Genomic DNA, 17,682 nt, shown 5'->3' with positions numbered 1-17,682 from the left:
GATCATGAATCCATTAAAATATCTGAAAAAATTTATCGCCTTAATTTCGATCGCCATTGTCACCACTTTATTGATTATCTATCAAGGGATAGCAGCGAATCCGAGTTATGAAATCTGGGGATCAGATCAATCTAACTCCGTTGCTGGAATGGAAAAAGCAGGAGTTAAAGGCGGTTGGATTTGGGTGTGGGATAGTAAAGATGTAGAAAACCAAATCAAAACTGGTACACCAGCAAAACCCCTCGGTTGTGATGGTACAAATAAAACAGGAGATGGCCCTTGCGATATAAACGTCATTTTTCCCAAGAATTTAGCCGAATATGATGAAAATGGGGCTACTGGTAAGACGATCGCCGATTTAGAAGGATTTGGACGTTTACACGGTATGTTAACCGATCCTCAAAACAAGTATCTCAATGTTAATTTATTCACCCCCGGCGGTGGTTATGCAGGTATCATTGATGGAGAAACCAAAGAGGCGATCGCACTTTTTCGAGTAACAGGTACTAATGGCAGTGATCCTAAACGTTCAGTACATATGTCCTTTTGGAACTCCGATGGTAGTGCCTTATTATTGGCAAACTTAAACGGTAAACTTTTAGAAAGAATTGATATTACCCGTAATGCCCAAGGTAAAATTATCGATGCAGTGTATAACAAATCAGCTTCTTTAGGAGTCGGAAAAGGTACAGAAATTACAGATTCTGCTAAAGTTTATCTCGGTAAAAATGCTCAAAATCACGACTTAATCGGTAAAATTACAGGCAGTTACGATGAGGGAGCGTTAGGGGATTTAACTCCCAATGAAGAGTGTAAAGAAAATGGTTGTACTGCTGGGACAAACGCCGACAAAGGTGGTAGGGCTAATAATTTAATCATTTGTCCCATTGTTTCTAGTACAGATCATGCTTATATTACTTTAGCCGCAGGGGGGTTAATCGTTGCCAATACAAAAACTACCCCCATGAGTATTGTGGGGGAATATGGCTCACAGGTGCTTAATGGTGCAGGTTGTGGTGGTGTTGAAGTTGATGGCAAAGTTTGGTTAAATGCAGGGGTTTCCGCTTCCGATGCGGGGGCTACCCAATCAACCTTCAGTCTCTATACTTTAGATGACAAGGCTTTTGGCACGACTCCTAATGCACCTAATACTCCCGAACCCGTAATTGTCTATAAAGAAGCAAATAATACTTCTAGCAATGGTAGCACTACTGGAGAAAAAGAAAATACCACTGGACAGTTACCCGGCGTTAGTACTCGTCATGATAATCATGGTATGGTTAAAACCGTCTCAGGTTCATATATTCACAATACCGATCGCATTCAAAACAAAATCGAAGTATTCGACACTAAAACCTTTAAACATACCAGTTACGATCTTACCTCCGCCGATGGTAAAGGTAAAGGAGTGGGCGCTTGTGCTTCTGCATCTATCACCGATGATCCTAATTTACCCAAAAATGATCCTGCTCCCGATTTAATGGAAGCTAGTCCCGATGGTAAATATGTATTTGTGGCTTTACGGGGTGCAATTCCTGTATCTGTAGCACATTCTGGTCAAGGAAGTTGCCCCGGAGTTGGTGTCATCGAGCTTAATGAAAATGGTGCATCTGGGCATTTAGTTTCAGTTTTACGCAGTTCTAATACCCAAGATAGTGCGATCGCCAAAATTGCCGGAGGTCATGATTATATCGGTAAAGAACACAGCGACTTACACGGGGTTGCCATTCGCTTGAAATAATCCATTTTAACCTTAAATGTATTCAGAAACATCTTGACATCAAGACTAACTGTATCCTAAAATCAATGTCTTAATCTATTGTTAACCTAAATTTAACCATTAGTAGAGGTGAATAACCATGGGATGGACAGATTTTGCGGTTAGGATAACCGTTGCCTTTTTACTTGGTTCAATACTAGGATTTGAACGTCAATGGCGACAAAGAATGGCTGGTTTACGTACCAGTACTTTAGTGGCAACCGGTTCAGCTCTTTTTGTACTGCTTTCTGTTCTCACTCCCAACGATGCAAGTCCTACTCGTATAGCCGCTCAAGTAGTTTCTGGCATCGGTTTTTTAGCCGGAGGTGTCATCTTAAGGGAAGGTATCACTGTTCGAGGATTAAATACAGCCGCTACTATTTGGTGTTCTGCTGCGATCGGTTCTTTAGCTGGTGGTGGTTTCATTTATCAAGCCTTTATTGGAGCTATAGCTGTTTTACTCTCTAATACCGTTTTACGTCCGATCGCTAATCGTATTAATGAACAATCTTTACAAGGCACAGAAAGACAGTTAGCTTATCAATTTTCCTTAGTGTGTCAAAGAAAGCAGGAAATTCATGTTAGGGCATTATTGTTACAATCCGTAAGCTCTAGTAATATAACTCTCAGAGCATTACACAGTGAAGATTACCACAACACTCCTGATAAAGTAAACGTAGAGGCTGAGATGTTAACCCAAAGCAGAGACGATCAACTTTTAGAACAAATTGCCAGTAGATTGAGTTTACAAAAAGGAGTTATTTCCGTTAGTTGGCGCATCATTGAAGAAGAATTTGGTTAATTTTTATATTTTGAAGAAAAAATAATTAAATACAATCACTTTCATTTTTAATTTCATTCTATGAATTATACCTGATTTCGATGTCTTAAACTTTAATTAATAAGGGTTGAAGGTGTTAATCAGACAAAATCATAAGTATTAAATTTAATAAACAATTGAAATAAAATTATGACTCACCAAGACTTAATTAAACTCGCTTCCCAAGTAAAAGCACATATTAAACAAGTTTCTCCTGATGAAGTAGAAAAGATTATTAAGGAAAATGATGTTGTCGTTCTTGATGTTCGGGAAAGTTTTGAATATCAAGCAGGGCATTTAATAAGCGCACAAAATCTTAGTTTAAATCTAATTGAAGATCATATCGATCGAGTTATTTCCGATAAATCAACTAAAATTATTTGTTACTGTGCCGGTGGGAATCGTAGTGCTTTAGCAACAAATGTCCTCAATAAGTTGGGTTATCGTAATGTGGTGTCTCTTGAAGGTGGAATTACTGCATGGACAAATAAAGGCAAAGAAATAGTGTCAGAATAGTACCATCCTCTATGAAGATGATTAATAAAATTTTTTTATTTTTGTTTATTATAAAAAATAATTTTTAGAATTAATTTATCTTCAAAATTGACAATGTATTCTAAGATAAACAAATTTTTCTAAGAGGTGTAATTATGTTTAATAATAGTTTTCTCAACGCTTCTAATCCTTTAACTATTGCTATTGTAGGAGCTGGTTTTAGTGGTTCATTAATTGCAGTTCATCTCTTAAAAAATGCGACTCAACCTTTGATTATTAAGCTCATTGAACGAAACAAAGAAATAGGAACAGGTATTGCTTATTCTACTGAAGAAAACAGTCATTTATTAAATGTTTCTGCTGGTAACATGAGTGCTTTTCCCAACGATTCAGGACATTTTTTACGATGGCTTAACTATAATCATGATCAGTTGAAAACTTTATTACCTGAATCGATCGATCCTAGTACTTTTATTCCTCGTAAAGTTTACGGTTTATATATTCAATCTATCTTAGCAGAAGCCCAAGCCACTAGCCGGAATGATGTTTATTTAGAAACTCTCCAAGATGAGGTAGTAGGGGTTGAAAAGTCAGAAAAAGGCAATTTAATCTCTTTGCGTAGCGGTAGATGTTTCACCGCCAATAAAGTGGTTTTAGCCATAGGTAATTCCCCAGTGAATCCTTCAAAAAGTGAAGATAATAACTCTTATAATGGTTGGTCAAATTCTGCTTTAGATAATCTTGATTCTACCGCAGATATACTTTTGGTGGGTACGGGTTTAACAATGATAGATATGGTTGTGGCATTACACGATCGTTCTCATCAAGGTAAAATTTACGCTTTTTCTCGTCGAGGTTTATGTCCTCAAAGTCATCAAAAAGCTAAATCTTATAACTCTTTTTTGACGGTAGAGAATGCACCGAATACTATCAGAGGGTTAGTTAAACTAATTAGACAAGAGATTCAACAAGCACAAAAGGATGGATATAATTGGCGATCGATTATTGACTCATTACGCCCTATTACCCAGAAATTATGGCAAAAATTACCCAAAATTGAACAAAAACGGTTTTTACGTCATGTTAATCCCTATTGGGATATTCACCGTCATCGCATCGCCCCAAATATTGCCCAAATTATCACAGAAAAATTGAATTTAGGACAATTAACGATCAATGCAGGAAGAATTAAAAACTATCGAAGGCAAGGGGATAAAGTTGCAGTAACAATTTGTCTTCGACATCAAAATGAGGATAAGACTATTTTAGTCGATCGAGTAATTAACTGTACTGGTATTTCCACAGATTATCGTCAATGTCCTCATCCTTTAATTACTGATTTACAAGCACAAGGACTAATTCGAGCAAATATTTTGGGTTTAGGAATCGATAGCACCTTTGATAGTCGCATTATCAGTGCTAATGGGGATATTTCTAATTTTCTCTACCTAATTGGTACACCACGCAAAGGAGATTTATGGGAAACTATTGCTATACCAGAATTGAGACAACAAGCACAATCTTTAGCTGAAAGGATTTTAGCAGATCTTCCTTTAAGAGTACGTCCTTTACCTAGCCATTCTATTCCTGTAATTTCTTCAAATAATGGTATTAAGACAAATACTCTCCTATTTCGTCAATTTTTTGATCCCGAAACAAGCAGTTATACTTATCTCATTGCTGATAGTCAAACTAAAGAAGGAGTGTTAGTAGATTCAGTATTAGAACAAGTCGATCGAGATTTGGAAGTTTTGGAAGAATTGGGATTAAAATTGATTTACTGCTTAGAAACTCACCTTCACGCTGATCATATTACAGGGGCGGGAAAACTTAGACAAAGAACGGGATGTAAAGTCATTGTACCCTATAATCCGTCTGTTACTAAGGCTGATCGGTCTTTGAGTGGTGGAGAAACCTTGAAAATCGGTTCAATCTCGATCGAAACAATAACTACACCCGGACATACAGCTAGTCATATTACTTATTTAGTCAACAAAACTCACCTTTTAACAGGAGATGCTTTATTTATTCGAGGCTGTGGACGTACAGACTTTCAAGGAGGAGACGCTGGAACTTTATACGATGTTATTACAGAAAAATTATTTACTCTACCTGATGAAACCTTAGTATATCCTGCCCATGATTATAAAGGGCGTACTGTTTCAACTATCGGTGAAGAAAAACGTCTTAATCCTCGATTTGTCGATCGTACTCGGGAACAATTTATTACTATTATGAATAATCTTAATCTTAGCTATCCCAAAAAGATGGATTCTGCTGTGCCGGCAAACGAATATTGTGGAGATTTTATCTCTCAAGATAGTTTAATAAATAACGTTAATTTAGCACAACAAGAAAAAGAAAAAATTGCCGAAACACTAGATAAAAATACCGAAATTTACAACGATTATTTTGCTATGTATATTTAAGAGATTTCTCCCAAATAGAGTCAATGAGTATCTTAAAGGAATAAAAGTAATAGTCTGAAATTAACCATTTAGAAACAAAAATTGATTTTATTTTTAATTTTTGAAGAAGTTTAATTTTATTGACGATGAGGATAAGATCGATCGTCTGGAATATTATTGAAGATAATAGCCACTATAAACATAATAAAAATCGAACTGAGTACAGGATTAAATACATACCAAAATCCTAGGGCTTTAATTTTAGCCGAACCAATCACCGCAATTAATGCCGTCGCACCACCGGGAGGATGTAGAGTTTTAGATATTTGCATTAAGACAATAGACAAGGCTACTGCAAAACCCGAAGCTACCCAAATTAATTGGGATGAAGGAATGATTTTTTCTACACAGACTCCCACAATAGCACCAATAAGATGACCACCAAATAAATTTCTTGGTTGAGCGAGAGGACTATTAGTAACACCGTATATTAAAACTGCTGAAGCTCCAAAAGAGCCAATAAGAAATACATGATCTGATAATGGTAATTCAGAATTTTGGACTATACCAATTAAAGATATACCGAAGAAAGCCCCTAAAAAAGTCCATAAATGATCAATGGGTTTTAAGATTGTTTCTCGATAAATAATATATCGAGTTATTCTATAGGCTTTTTTATTTTTTAATTTTCTTTTTAAAGATTTTAACATTTTGGTAATGTTATTTTTACATTATGTATAATAATATACTAAATTTTTCTCAAAATAGTATATTAATTGTAGATTATAATGCGATCGCTAATAGCCTTTTTTCTAATATCTATACTGAAAAACAAAAACCATATATCAACAATTATTGGAATACCTAAAAAATTACATTTATCCCTAGTCCTTTGCTATACTCATTTCAATTAATTATTTAGCTGTCTTCTTTACTATGTGTCAACTTCTGGGCATGAATTGTAATGTACCAACAGATATTTGCTTTTCCTTTGAGGGTTTTTGTGCCAGAGGTGGTAAAACTGATGAACATCGAGATGGTTGGGGCATTGCCTTTTTTGAGGATTTAGGATGCCGTATCTTTTTAGATGATAACCCATCGATCGAATCTCCCATTGCCCAATTAGTCAAACAATATCCCATCAAATCGAAAAATGTCATTGCTCATATCCGTAAGGCAACTCACGGAAAAGTTGGCCTAGAAAATTGTCACCCCTTTCAGCGTGAATTATGGGGAAATTATTGGGTTTTTGCTCATAATGGCAATTTAGAAAATTTTGAACCCCATCTAACAGGATTTTATCAACCTGTAGGTACAACCGATAGTGAAAAAGCCTTTTGCTTATTACTAGAAACTCTCCGTCAACATTTTCCTGATGGTAAGCCAACTTTACAGCAACTTTATCTTATTCTCCAAAAAGTGACTAAATCTTTATCTAGCTACGGAATTTTCAATTATTTACTATCTAACGGGGAATATCTTTTTGTCCATTGTTCTACAAAATTACATTATTTAATACGTCAAGCCCCCTTTGCGGCTGCTCATTTAATTGATGAGGATGTTACTGTTGATTTTCGTGCTTTAACGAATGGAATCGATCGTGTTGCAATTATTGCCACTTTACCTTTAACAGATAATGAAACATGGATACCTATTTCTCAAGGGGAATTAATTGTTTTTCAAGACGGTGAGTTAATACTAACAAACTAATAAAATTATTAGTAACCATCATCAAAACCAGCAAATAAATATAATACAATTATTGTTCATTTTCCATTTTCTATCAACAATATTTGTGAATAAGATTAATTAAAGCCTCTTTATCGAAAGGTTTTGGTAAAAAATGCTTTGCACCTGTGGACTCTAAAATATCCTCGCTAATATTGGTTTCTCCACTAATTAAAATAATCGGTATTGACTTAAATACTGAACTACTTTTAAGAATCTGACATAGACGATTACCATTGATACCGGGCATAGAAATATCCATAACAATTACATCTGGATTGCTCTTAAATAAATGAGAAAGAGATTTCATCGGATCAGAAATAGTTATTAAGTTATATTTATTTATACCTAAATAAGACTCAATGATTTCAAGCATAGCTGGACTATCATCAATACATACGATCGTATGTTGTTTTTGAGTTTGTTTAACTTTCTGAATATTAACTGGAGGTTTTTCTACTGGATTAGTTGATAGTTTTTGAGAAACTGAGAGGGGAATTTGAGGTAATAAATCTAAAGGTGATTTCGGCGGATGTAATTTTAAAACTCCATGTTTAATATAAGTAGATAATAATTGTGCTAATTTTAATTCATCTTCTTGAACAAAAAAAGCCAATTCTCGAATACTTAAACCTTTCATTAATTGTACTAATTGTTTTAACACCTCAACGGATAAATGACCTGAAGAAGTATATTTTTCCAACAAAGAAGGATCAGTACAAATTGGTCTTTGATGGGGAGAAATAATAGTAGGATTGAGTTTTTGCCATGATTGCCAACGATGATTAATATTTCTAATTAAAGGTTCAATTTCTAATAAATGCTGAGAGTTAATGATGTCATTCTCTTCTCTTTTTAAGGGGTTAAATTCCTGAGTTAATGGTTCACCATTTTTCTGTTTACTTAGCCAAAAAAGCGATTCTAGTGCATCTTCTGTAATTTTTTTTCGCAACATAGACTTTTGTTTACTATTAATAAAACCACCTTTTTCTAAGAGATTTATAATTTGTCTAACTTCATTATTTTTCTCGGTTAAAAAATCAAGTTTCATATTATTTTCAGCACCAACACTGCGTAAATAATATTTTAAAGTCTGTCCTGATTGTAAAGAATGGGTAGCTAATTCTATTTTTCCCTCTAGTAAAGAAACTTGCCAAAAGACTTTATTTTTTCTTATTTCTAATTGTCCATTGGTAGAGGGTAAATTGAAATCTTCAAATAATTGATTGGGTTTTAAAATAGTGTTCATAATAATTAATAGTAAATAGTTGATAGTAAAAATTTTAGTGGTATTGCCTTTTAAAATAAGATTACTTAGTAATTAAAGTTTCTAATTTTTGCAATAATTCTTGTTCATTATAAGGCTTTGAAAAATAACCATTTGCACCTAAGTTAAACGCTAATTTTCGATGTTTTTCATTACTTCGAGAAGTTAACATAATAATCGGTAAATTTTGAAATTCTTTTTTAGTTTTGACTTCTTTTAGCAAACCATAACCATCAAGGCGAGGCATTTCTATATCGGAAATCACTCCTTCAACGGATAAACCATTACATAATCTATCCACTGCTTCTCTACCGTCTTTGGCAGATTCAACTTGATAACCTGCTTTTTCTAGGGTTAAAGCTAGATAGTTGCGCACGTTAATTGAGTCATCCACGATCAAAATTCGCTTGATTTTTTCTTGAGAATTAAGATATTGATGATCTAAATAGTGATTTGAGTGAGATTCTTCTAAACATTTTTGTAGCATTTCTGCCGGATCGATTAGAGGAATTACTCTGCCGTCACCAAGAATAATCGAACTATTGAAGCCACGAGGTAAGGGAATTGGAGTTTGAATCGGATATACTGTTACGTCTTGTTCACCCCATACTCGATCGAGATAAAGACCTCCCAATGTATTATTTTCTCCTATAATTAAAAGAGTGGGACGATTAATAACTGGATTACCTTTGAGGGGATTTGATTTATAAGGACGAGTAAAAATTAAGGTTTTTTCTATAGCCACTACAGGAATATTCTGACCATTCCAAAGGGTTTGATCTCGATCGTTAATAGTGGTAATATCTTGAGGACTAAAAGATTTTAACTCTTTAATACTATTGATAGGGATTGCAAAAACAAGTCCTCCTCTTTCTAATAACATGACTCGCAAGACAGATAAAGAAAAAGGAACGTTGATAATGAAGGTTGTACCAATACCTTCTTTAGTTTTAACCTGAATATCTCCCCTAACTTCTCTTAGGTTGGTACGCACTACATCCATTCCTACACCTCGCCCGGAAAGTTCTGTTACTTGTTCTTTGGTACTGAATCCGGGTTCAAAAATATAATCAAGAATTTGGGCATCTGACATTTTCTCGATTTCTTCTTGGGGAATGCCGATTTTTTGCAAACGATCGCCAATTTTCTTTAAAGAAATACCTCCACCGTCATCTTCAATGGTGATGATAGTTTGATTTGCTTTGTTAATAGCTGAGATGGTAATTTTGCCTTCGGGAGATTTTCCTCGTGCAGTACGAATGTCGATGGGTTCAATACCATGATCAAAAGCATTGCGTAATAGATGATTAAGGGGTGAATTAAGTTTGTCTAAAACCGTACGATCAATTAAAGTCGCTTCTCCTTCAATGTTAAGTTTAATTTTTTTGTTGAATTGTACCGATAAATCTCTTACCATACGAGGAAATTGTTTTACTACATCAGCAAAAGGTGTCATCTGAGTACGAGTAACATTTTTTTGTAATGCCGTAATAGTTTGATTTAATTCCCCCATATCTTGGTTAATGTCCAACAATCCTAATTGAATATCGATACTAACTTCTTTCAGTTGCACGATCGTCTCAATTTGATCTTGTGAAATTAAGTGTAAATCTGTATAACGATCCATTTCCAGAGTGTCGAACTCGTATTCATCAGACTGGTTTTTTTGAGAACCATTAACTAAAATAGGAATGTTTGCTTTTGTTTGTGCTACAGTATTAATTAAACCCTCTACAGAGGCTCGATCGTACCATTTTGTCAACCTTTCTTGAGATTGTTCTAACTTAAACATTCTTTCTCGCATCAAAGAAGCAAAGTTTTTTAACTGTTCTATTTGTGCATTGACGGCATTTCTTTCGAGAATTAATTTGCCGAAAAGAGTATTAAATTGAGTTAATTGTTTGGCAGGAATCCTTACCATTTTCATCGATTCATTTGCCCTCCGAAGATTTTGATTTTCGGGTAATGAAGTTACCACCTTCGTCGTCTTTATTATGGGTAATTCTTCGATCGATTCTTCTATTTGCAACGGTAGTTGTTCTAAAGATTCTTCTTCAATTTGAGCTAATTGTAGTTGTAACTGTTGTAAATCTAAGTTGAATTCTGGTATATCATCTATTTCTAAGGCAAAGGGATCTAATTCCGTTGGTATCTTGTCTTGACTACCGGTGATAACCAAACCATAAGATTGTCTCCAAATATCTAAAGCCTGTTGTGCGAGTAAAGGTATATTTTCTGATGGAGTAACGAAAGTTTGTTGTTGAATAGATTGGCATAGTTGGGTAAAAGATGATACCTCAGCCATTTGACTAAACACCATCAATTGTTCTGTCAGAATAATTAAACTTTTCTGTAATTCTTCGGTAGAAAGGTTGGTTATCTGTGAAGAAAACTCATCTAATAGTCGATCGACTTCTTCTTCAAATAAGGCTAATTCACTTCCTATATTCTGATTAAGAGCAAAAAGGTCATTTTCTTCATCTTCGAGTAAGTCTCCTAAATGATGCCTTAAACCCTCGAAAATAGGATTAACTTGATTATCTAAAAAACCTTCATCAATAATTTTACCCTGTTGATAGAAATTAACAATCTGCCTTAAATTATCTATTGCTTTTAATAGTAAAGTTTGCACTTCATCGGTAATGGAGATAGAGTCAAAGCGAACTCGTAATATTTTCAAAAAATCTTCTAAACGGTGAGCAGTTTTACTTAAATGAGAAAATCCCATCATTCCCGCTCCACCCTTGAGAGAATGTGCCGATCGTAAAACAATATCAAGACTTTGACTATCCATCGAACGATCGTTAATTTCTAACAAAACTCCTTCAATTTGATCTAAATAGATTTCTGCTTCTGCCAAGAAATTAAGCCGAATTTGTTGTTCTCTATCCATGATTATAATCACCTATTTTTTTAGTTGAATTTATATCTTTAAATCCAAAATTCTACATAGTTCCTGATTTAATGCCCCTAAATACCCAATTCTGCGGACTTTTTCTTTATGGCTTTGTAAGAGATAATTTATATATTGAATCCCCAACAACAATTTTTGTCTTTCTTCATTGTTAATTGTTAATTATTTACTCAACCTTGAATTGTTCTACCGCAGACTGTAACTCTTGTGCTACTTGAGCAGTATTAACCATAGACTCCGATACTTCTTGAGAAGATTTAAGTCTTTCTTCAGAATAACGAGTGATTTGTTGCATCAACTCTGTTACCAAAGCTGATGTATCAGTCTGTGTGACGGTAGTTTGAGAAATAGACTTCATTAAATCATTGATACGTTGAGATCTTTCTAATACTGTCTCTAATCGTTTTTTCGTGGCTTCCACTAAACGGGTACTATCAACTACCTGTGCAGTACCAACTTCCATTGCTTGAGTTACTTCCTGAGTTTCTAATTGAATATCTGCTACAATTTGGGAAATTTCTTTTGTTGCACTGGCGGATTGTTCTGCCAATGCTCCCACTTGCTCCGCTACCACTGTAAAACCTTGTCCTTGTTCTCCTGCTCGACTTGCCTCTACACTGGCATTAATAGCCAAAAGATTGGTTTTCAAAGCGATTTCGTCAATCAATGACACTACCTGAGAAATTTTCTGGGAAGATTCTCCCAAACGCTTAATTTTCTTAGCTGTTTCTCCGACTGTGGTTCTTAGGCTAACGATACTATCAACGGTATCATCCATAACTTTTGTCCCTTCTTGGGTTTCTTTGAAGGCTTCATCAGCAAGAGTTGCCGCTTGGTTCGCATTTTCTGCTACGATTTCGATCGATTTCGACATTTCTTGTACCGACTCTAAGGTGGTATTAGTAGCTTGAGCTTCTTTGATTGCCTGTTGAGTTAATGTTTGAATTGATAGTTGATTTTCGGTTAAAGATGATCCCACTTGAGCGGTAGATTGTTTTACCTGAACAGCAATGTCTCTCAAGTTATCGATAATGGCGTTAATTAAGTCCGCAACAGTACTAATTTCCATAGAGTCTAAACTGGCTTTTACAGTTAAATCTCCCTCTAACGCACCTTCAACTTCATCGAGGAGTTGATCGATTTCCCGTTCTAGTTTTTGTTTTTCTTCTTTCCTTTCTTGAGCAATACTTTTTTGTTCGCCAATTAACTTATTAACTTCTTGAACTAAGTTATTAAAACTGTCTGCTAGGGTATAAGTCTCTAAAGTTCCTACTCCATCTAATTCAACTTTAACATCAAGGTTTCCTTTTGCCACTTGTCGGGCTTTAGCCGTCAAACTGGTTAACGGTTTAGCTAAATCTTTAGCAAGGGAAGTTACTACCACTGTGGAAATAATAGCCAAAAGAATGGTAATAAAAATCAACGTGTTAGTTAAATTCCGCCCTGCTTCATTAATTTCACTTTTTTCTAAAGAGGAAGAAATCATTAATTCCGTACCCGGAATTTTCGCTAGATAAAAAATTCGATCGGCAATTTCTAAAGAAAGAATTGGCTCTTGTCCATCGGTTTTAATTAAGTTAGCATTATCAATACCTTTGGAGTTTTTCAATTCACCAATATTAGACTCAAGTTTATCAGGGGAATGTACCAAACTGTTAAAAAAACTATTGACTGCGGTTAATAAAGCTTCACCTCCCACAATTTGGGGTAAACTTTCAAATTTACCCGGAGTAAATTGACTTATTGCTTTACCCGATCGACTACTGATAATCTGAACGACTACAGATCCAGAAAGTTCTGAAGCTAAATACCTAAATACCTGTTCATTTAAAGTTTCGGTAGATGTGCGTATTCTGGTTATTCCTAAAAACCCTCCAAGTTCTTTTTCGTTAATAGACTTAAGAAATTCAAAGGTAATTGTTTTAGAGAATTCGTCTAATTGTCCTTCAACTACTTTTTTGTTTTTGCCAAAATGCCACCAAGGTTTTGCACTTTGTACAAAATAAGGTGTTATGGAACTATAGGCGACATTATAGCCATGTTTTTCGGTGATAAGAATATCTTCTAATTTTTCTGACTTTACCAGAGCTTGAAGATAATTGTTAAGTTGTGCTACTTTTTCCGGTTCTAGTAATCTTTTTTGATTATATTTTTGTTCTATCTGTTTAAAAGGTGTTTGATCTAAGTTTTCTAATTTTGCCTTCGTTTCTCCTGAAAAAATCGCATCAAGAACAAAGGGGTTAGTATCAATAATTGAACCTAAAGCGAAAACATCATCTATCCAGTTTTGAGTCGCTTCATTTGTAACAGTTAGTGTTTGAAGAATGCCTTCCACAGCCTTTTCTTTTCCTTGACGATCGGTAAAGTTAACCGCAAAACCACTAGCAACAATCAGAGGAAGAAGCACTGATGGTAAAACAGTAATTAAAAGTTGATTAACAAGGGATCTTTTTGGCTTACCAAGAGATGGATTTTCTCTCACTTTTCGCTTTTCGGAATTTTCTTGGAATTTGGGAGGATAAAGATTAGAAGGTATGGTGGACACAGAATCGGAATGAGTTTGAGGTGTATCTTGAGTAAGAGAAGTCAACTGTTTTTCTGAAGTATTCATAACATATCGCTTAGGTATTAGGTTAATTTTTACTTTAAACAAAGAATTTTATAGTTTGATGAGGTTATCAAAAGGCAGTTTTTGCCCCAAGTACAGAGGAAATTTTGGGTAAATCTAAAATCATCAATTCTCTTTCTTTGCCTTTAACAGATGATGAAAAATATTGTTTAGTCATTTCTGGGAGATCCGTCGTCACTGGGGGAAATTCTTGCGGAATACTTTTTCCTTCGACAATCTGCTCAGGCATTAAGCGATTAATTCCTTGAATACCACTGACGGCAAAACCGATCAATAAATTATTAAAGGAAGACTCGAAGGTTTCAATTTCAGAGGATAAATCTAGTACCATGACGTTATATTGTCTTAAGTAGGACGAAAGAGGAGATAGACCAATAAATTGCCCTAAATCGATCGCTAAAAAAACTGAATCCCTAGAACTCATTAAACCCATCACAAAACTGGGTAAACTGGGGATAGGAGTAATTTTTTCTGATGACACTGACAAAGATTCCTTCACATTTTTCATGGGAATCAAAGCTGACTGTTGACCATTATTAATGCTAAAACGTAAGTAGGGAGTTCCCTTAAGTTCAGGTTCTTGAAATAGCTGAGGTAATAATTCTTGAAGTCGAGTAAAAGGGGAAGATATTGACACTGATCTATAAGCCTCCTGATTTCAATGATCTATATACTATTTATTACTATCCGTAATCACTTAAGTTGTCGATCGAACTGAATCCACTACAGTAATTAATTCTTCCTTGGAACAAGGTTTCACTAGATAAGCCTCTACACCGTGTTTTTTTGCCCATTTTCGATCGACATCTTTATCTTTTGCCGTACAAGCAATTACTGGAATCATTGCCGTTTCTGGATTTTTTTTAAGTTGCCTACATAAATCCAAGCCCCCCATTTCTGGCATCATCCAATCAGTTACGATCGCATCAGGCTTATTTTCCAAAATCTTTGTTAAGGCTTCTTTTCCGTTCATAGCTGTAGTGACACTATAGCCTACAGAACTTAAATATTCAGTAATTAACTCCAATTCAGATTTAACATCATCTACTACTAATATATTCATATTTTATAATTCCTTTTAAGAAAAATAGCTTTTAAAATTTATAAGGCTATAGCCCAAGTTTCAATACTTTGACAAAATAAGAGTTATTCAAAAGTTATAACTTAATGCCATATTTATGATCTATAAGACCATAATTTTTTGAGGTTAATAAGATATACTAAACTCTAAAATTTTTCTTAATAAGTAACTATAATATGATTATAAAACTTTGGTTATTGCGTATTGTTGTTAAAGATACAAACTTCTAAAAAAACTTGAAAATTTATAAATATAGGATTCATAAATTATTTGTGAAAACAATCAATTATTAGAAAATAATATCGAAGGTACTGATAATCTTGCCTTTTATCTCTTGTCTTTTTAATTACGTTTTTTTTAACCACTCGGATTAATATTTTTATATTTCTTATTATTACCTAAGTAATCTATAAAATTATCGATAAAGAGAGGGAATTAAAAATAGGAAATCTTAATAATAATTGATTTAAAACTATTAATAATTGATTTATTTCCATCATTTATTAAATTTAATACCTATGATTTATACCAATTTCTTCTGATTCACACTCCTTTTTCTTTATTAATTAAAATTTAAGACATTAACAACACAAAAAGAAATATAATAAAAGTCATTTACGGGAAAATACTTACTCTTTTAGTTTTCTTTATAAAGTGAAAATTATTATAAAAATTGAGAGTGTGATTTTTGGAAATGACTTAAATAATTAAGAAATAATAATTTAGATACTATATCTATCATAATTGTATTATTTGATAATAGAACTTAATTTTCCCACAAGTATTTTAATATTAAGAAACAATGCTATTTACTTAGTAAAAATGAAAATAATTAACTCTGTAAACAAAATTTTTATGTATAAAATTATGATCTTTTTTGTTGAAAACACAAGTCAAGAAATTTAAGATAATTTTTAACTCCTCATTTTGGTAAGATTGACATTGGTCTTATATTTAGTCAATTAACCCGTGATATTTATGTGGTGAAAACTTGACATAGTAAGCATTTTAAGACAAACTTTACTTTACTTTCATAAAATCAGGAGTATATTAAGGATATGAGAAATTCAAAAACTGTAAAAACTTTTGCTTATAATCCTACTGTTGAAGAGCGTCTTTTTTTATTTGAAGTAACAGGCATTACAAACCAACGTGAGAATAACTTAAACTATCCCATTCGTCAAAGTGGTAATACTTTTATTGCCGTACCTTATTCCTCCATGAATAAAGAAATGAATCGGATTAATCGTCTAGGTGGAGAAATTGTGAATATTTCCTCCATTGGTGTTGTTGCACCTTTAGTTGGTGCTAGTAATGCTCAAAGTGAAGCATAAGACAAAAGGAGTTATTTAGTAAATGAAAAAATTGAATACAGTTAAAACTTTCACCAACAATTCCACCATTGAGGAACGCCGTTTTCTCTTTGAGGTTGTGGGTATTTCTCAGCAAGAAACCAATAATTTAGACTATTCTATTCGTCAGAGTGGCACAACTTTAATTGCTGTACCTTATTCTCGAATGAATCAAGAAATGAATCGGATTAATCGTCTAGGTGGAAAAATTATTAAAATTACTCCTATGGGCATTAACACTCCTATTCAGGCTAAAAGTCTAAGTTCTAATTCTACTATGAACACTCAACCCATGACTCAAGCTAAACCAAAAGAACATAAACCTGTTAAAGTACCTGTTAATCTCTATCGACCTAATAGTCCTTTTGTGGGTAAATGTTTAGAAAATTATGAATTAGTCGCCGAAGGTGGTAGCGGTACAGTACGTCATCTAACTTTTGATCTTTCTGGTGGTGATCTACACTATTTAGAAGGTCAAAGTATTGGTATTATTCCTCCCGGTACTGATGAAAAAGGGAAATCCCATAAATTACGTCTTTATTCGATCGCTTCTACTCGTCATGGCGATCGCCTCGATGACAAAACTGTTTCTTTGTGTGTTCGTCAATTAGAATATAAAAATGAAGCGGGAGAGACTGTTTATGGTGTATGCTCCACTTACCTCTGTAATTTAGAAGAAGGAGCAGATGTATCAATTACTGGGCCTGTCGGGAAGGAAATGTTACTACCTGACGATGAAGATGCAACGATCGTCATGTTAGCTACAGGTACAGGTATTGCACCTTTCCGGGCGTTTTTATGGCGTATGTTTAAAGAAAGAGAACAAAACCCTGAGTACCAATTTAAGGGTTTAGCGTGGTTAATCTTCGGTATTCCTTATACCCAAAATATTCTTTATAAAGATGATTTAGAGAAAATGGCGGCGGATTATCCTGATAATTTCCGTTTAACTTATGCAATTAGTCGTGAACAAAATACTGCTGATGGTGGTAAAGTTTATGTCCAAAGTCGTGTAAGTGAATATGCGGATGAATTATTTGAATTAATCCAAAAACCCAATACCCATGTTTATATGTGTGGTTTGAAAGGTATGGAACCTCCGATTTCTGAAACCTTTACGGCAGAAGCTGAAAAAAGAGGACTGAAATGGGATGAAATGCGTAAACAAATGAAAAAAGAAGAACGTTGGCACGTTGAAGTGTATTAATTCCTTCCTCTTTTACCCCCTT

12 protein-coding genes and 2 pseudogenes are annotated in these 17,682 nt (G+C 34.2%); 8 read left to right on the top strand and 6 right to left on the bottom strand.

Features of this window, described 5'->3' with window-relative positions:
* Positions 1-4 precede the first annotated feature (4 nt).
* The 5 genes and pseudogenes from GM3709_RS16835 to GM3709_RS21555 form a co-directional block, all read left to right on the top strand.
* Positions 5-1,741, top strand: coding sequence for a hypothetical protein (locus GM3709_RS16835; RefSeq protein ID WP_231937589.1), 1,737 nt, complete (start codon positions 5-7; stop codon positions 1,739-1,741).
* Positions 1,742-1,859: 118 nt separating this feature from the next.
* A complete protein-coding gene (locus tag GM3709_RS16830) occupies positions 1,860-2,561 on the top strand; it encodes an MgtC/SapB family protein (protein WP_066121444.1) in 702 nt (233 codons plus the stop codon).
* Positions 2,562-2,729: 168 nt separating this feature from the next.
* Entirely contained in the window at positions 2,730-3,095 is a 366-nt protein-coding gene (locus GM3709_RS16825) for a rhodanese-like domain-containing protein (RefSeq protein WP_066121442.1), read from the top strand.
* A gap of 134 nt (positions 3,096-3,229) precedes the next feature.
* Positions 3,230-3,730: pseudogene (locus tag GM3709_RS21560) on the top strand (FAD/NAD(P)-binding protein); the annotation flags it as partial.
* 954 nt (positions 3,731-4,684) lie between these two features.
* Positions 4,685-5,380, top strand: a pseudogene (locus GM3709_RS21555) (MBL fold metallo-hydrolase); the annotation flags it as partial.
* A gap of 239 nt (positions 5,381-5,619) precedes the next feature.
* Here the strand turns inward: GM3709_RS21555 and GM3709_RS16815 are convergent.
* Positions 5,620-6,192, bottom strand: coding sequence for an HPP family protein (locus GM3709_RS16815; protein WP_066121439.1), 573 nt, complete (start codon positions 6,190-6,192; stop codon positions 5,620-5,622).
* Positions 6,193-6,418: 226 nt separating this feature from the next.
* On the opposite strand from GM3709_RS16815, the gene GM3709_RS16810 reads away from it, so the two are divergent.
* On the top strand, positions 6,419-7,192 hold the full coding sequence (locus GM3709_RS16810; protein ID WP_066121437.1) for a class II glutamine amidotransferase: 774 nt from the start codon (positions 6,419-6,421) through the stop codon (positions 7,190-7,192).
* A 73-nt stretch (positions 7,193-7,265) separates the two neighbouring features.
* On the opposite strand, the gene GM3709_RS16805 is transcribed toward GM3709_RS16810, so the two are convergent.
* From GM3709_RS16805 to GM3709_RS16785, 5 genes are all read right to left on the bottom strand, one after another.
* The gene (locus GM3709_RS16805) at positions 7,266-8,459 is read right to left on the bottom strand and encodes a PleD family two-component system response regulator (protein WP_066121435.1); all 1,194 of its coding nucleotides are present in this window, start codon (positions 8,457-8,459) and stop codon (positions 7,266-7,268) included.
* 61 nt (positions 8,460-8,520) lie between these two features.
* A complete protein-coding gene (locus GM3709_RS16800; RefSeq protein WP_066121433.1) occupies positions 8,521-11,370 on the bottom strand; it encodes a hybrid sensor histidine kinase/response regulator in 2,850 nt (949 codons plus the stop codon).
* A gap of 187 nt (positions 11,371-11,557) precedes the next feature.
* Positions 11,558-14,002, bottom strand: coding sequence for a methyl-accepting chemotaxis protein (locus GM3709_RS21550; RefSeq protein ID WP_066121431.1), 2,445 nt, complete (start codon positions 14,000-14,002; stop codon positions 11,558-11,560).
* 67 nt (positions 14,003-14,069) lie between these two features.
* On the bottom strand, positions 14,070-14,657 hold the full coding sequence (locus GM3709_RS16790) for a chemotaxis protein CheW (RefSeq protein WP_066121429.1): 588 nt from the start codon (positions 14,655-14,657) through the stop codon (positions 14,070-14,072).
* Positions 14,658-14,717: 60 nt separating this feature from the next.
* Entirely contained in the window at positions 14,718-15,083 is a 366-nt protein-coding gene (locus GM3709_RS16785) for a PleD family two-component system response regulator (protein WP_066121427.1), read from the bottom strand.
* 1,076 nt (positions 15,084-16,159) lie between these two features.
* On the opposite strand from GM3709_RS16785, the gene GM3709_RS16780 reads away from it, so the two are divergent.
* Both GM3709_RS16780 and petH read left to right on the top strand, forming a co-directional pair.
* Positions 16,160-16,435, top strand: a complete 276-nt coding sequence (locus tag GM3709_RS16780; protein ID WP_066121425.1) for a phycobilisome linker polypeptide — start codon at positions 16,160-16,162, stop codon at positions 16,433-16,435.
* 22 nt (positions 16,436-16,457) lie between these two features.
* Positions 16,458-17,660 carry a ferredoxin--NADP reductase gene (gene petH / locus GM3709_RS16775; RefSeq protein ID WP_066121423.1) on the top strand — a complete coding sequence of 401 codons (1,203 nt, stop codon included), beginning with the start codon at positions 16,458-16,460 and terminating at the stop codon, positions 17,658-17,660.
* Positions 17,661-17,682 lie beyond the last annotated feature (22 nt).

The sequence above is a fragment of the Geminocystis sp. NIES-3709 genome, from assembly GCF_001548115.1.
In the GTDB taxonomy this organism is placed as follows: Bacteria; Cyanobacteriota; Cyanobacteriia; order Cyanobacteriales; family Cyanobacteriaceae; genus Geminocystis.
This window is presented reverse-complemented; position numbering and strand designations above follow the sequence as displayed.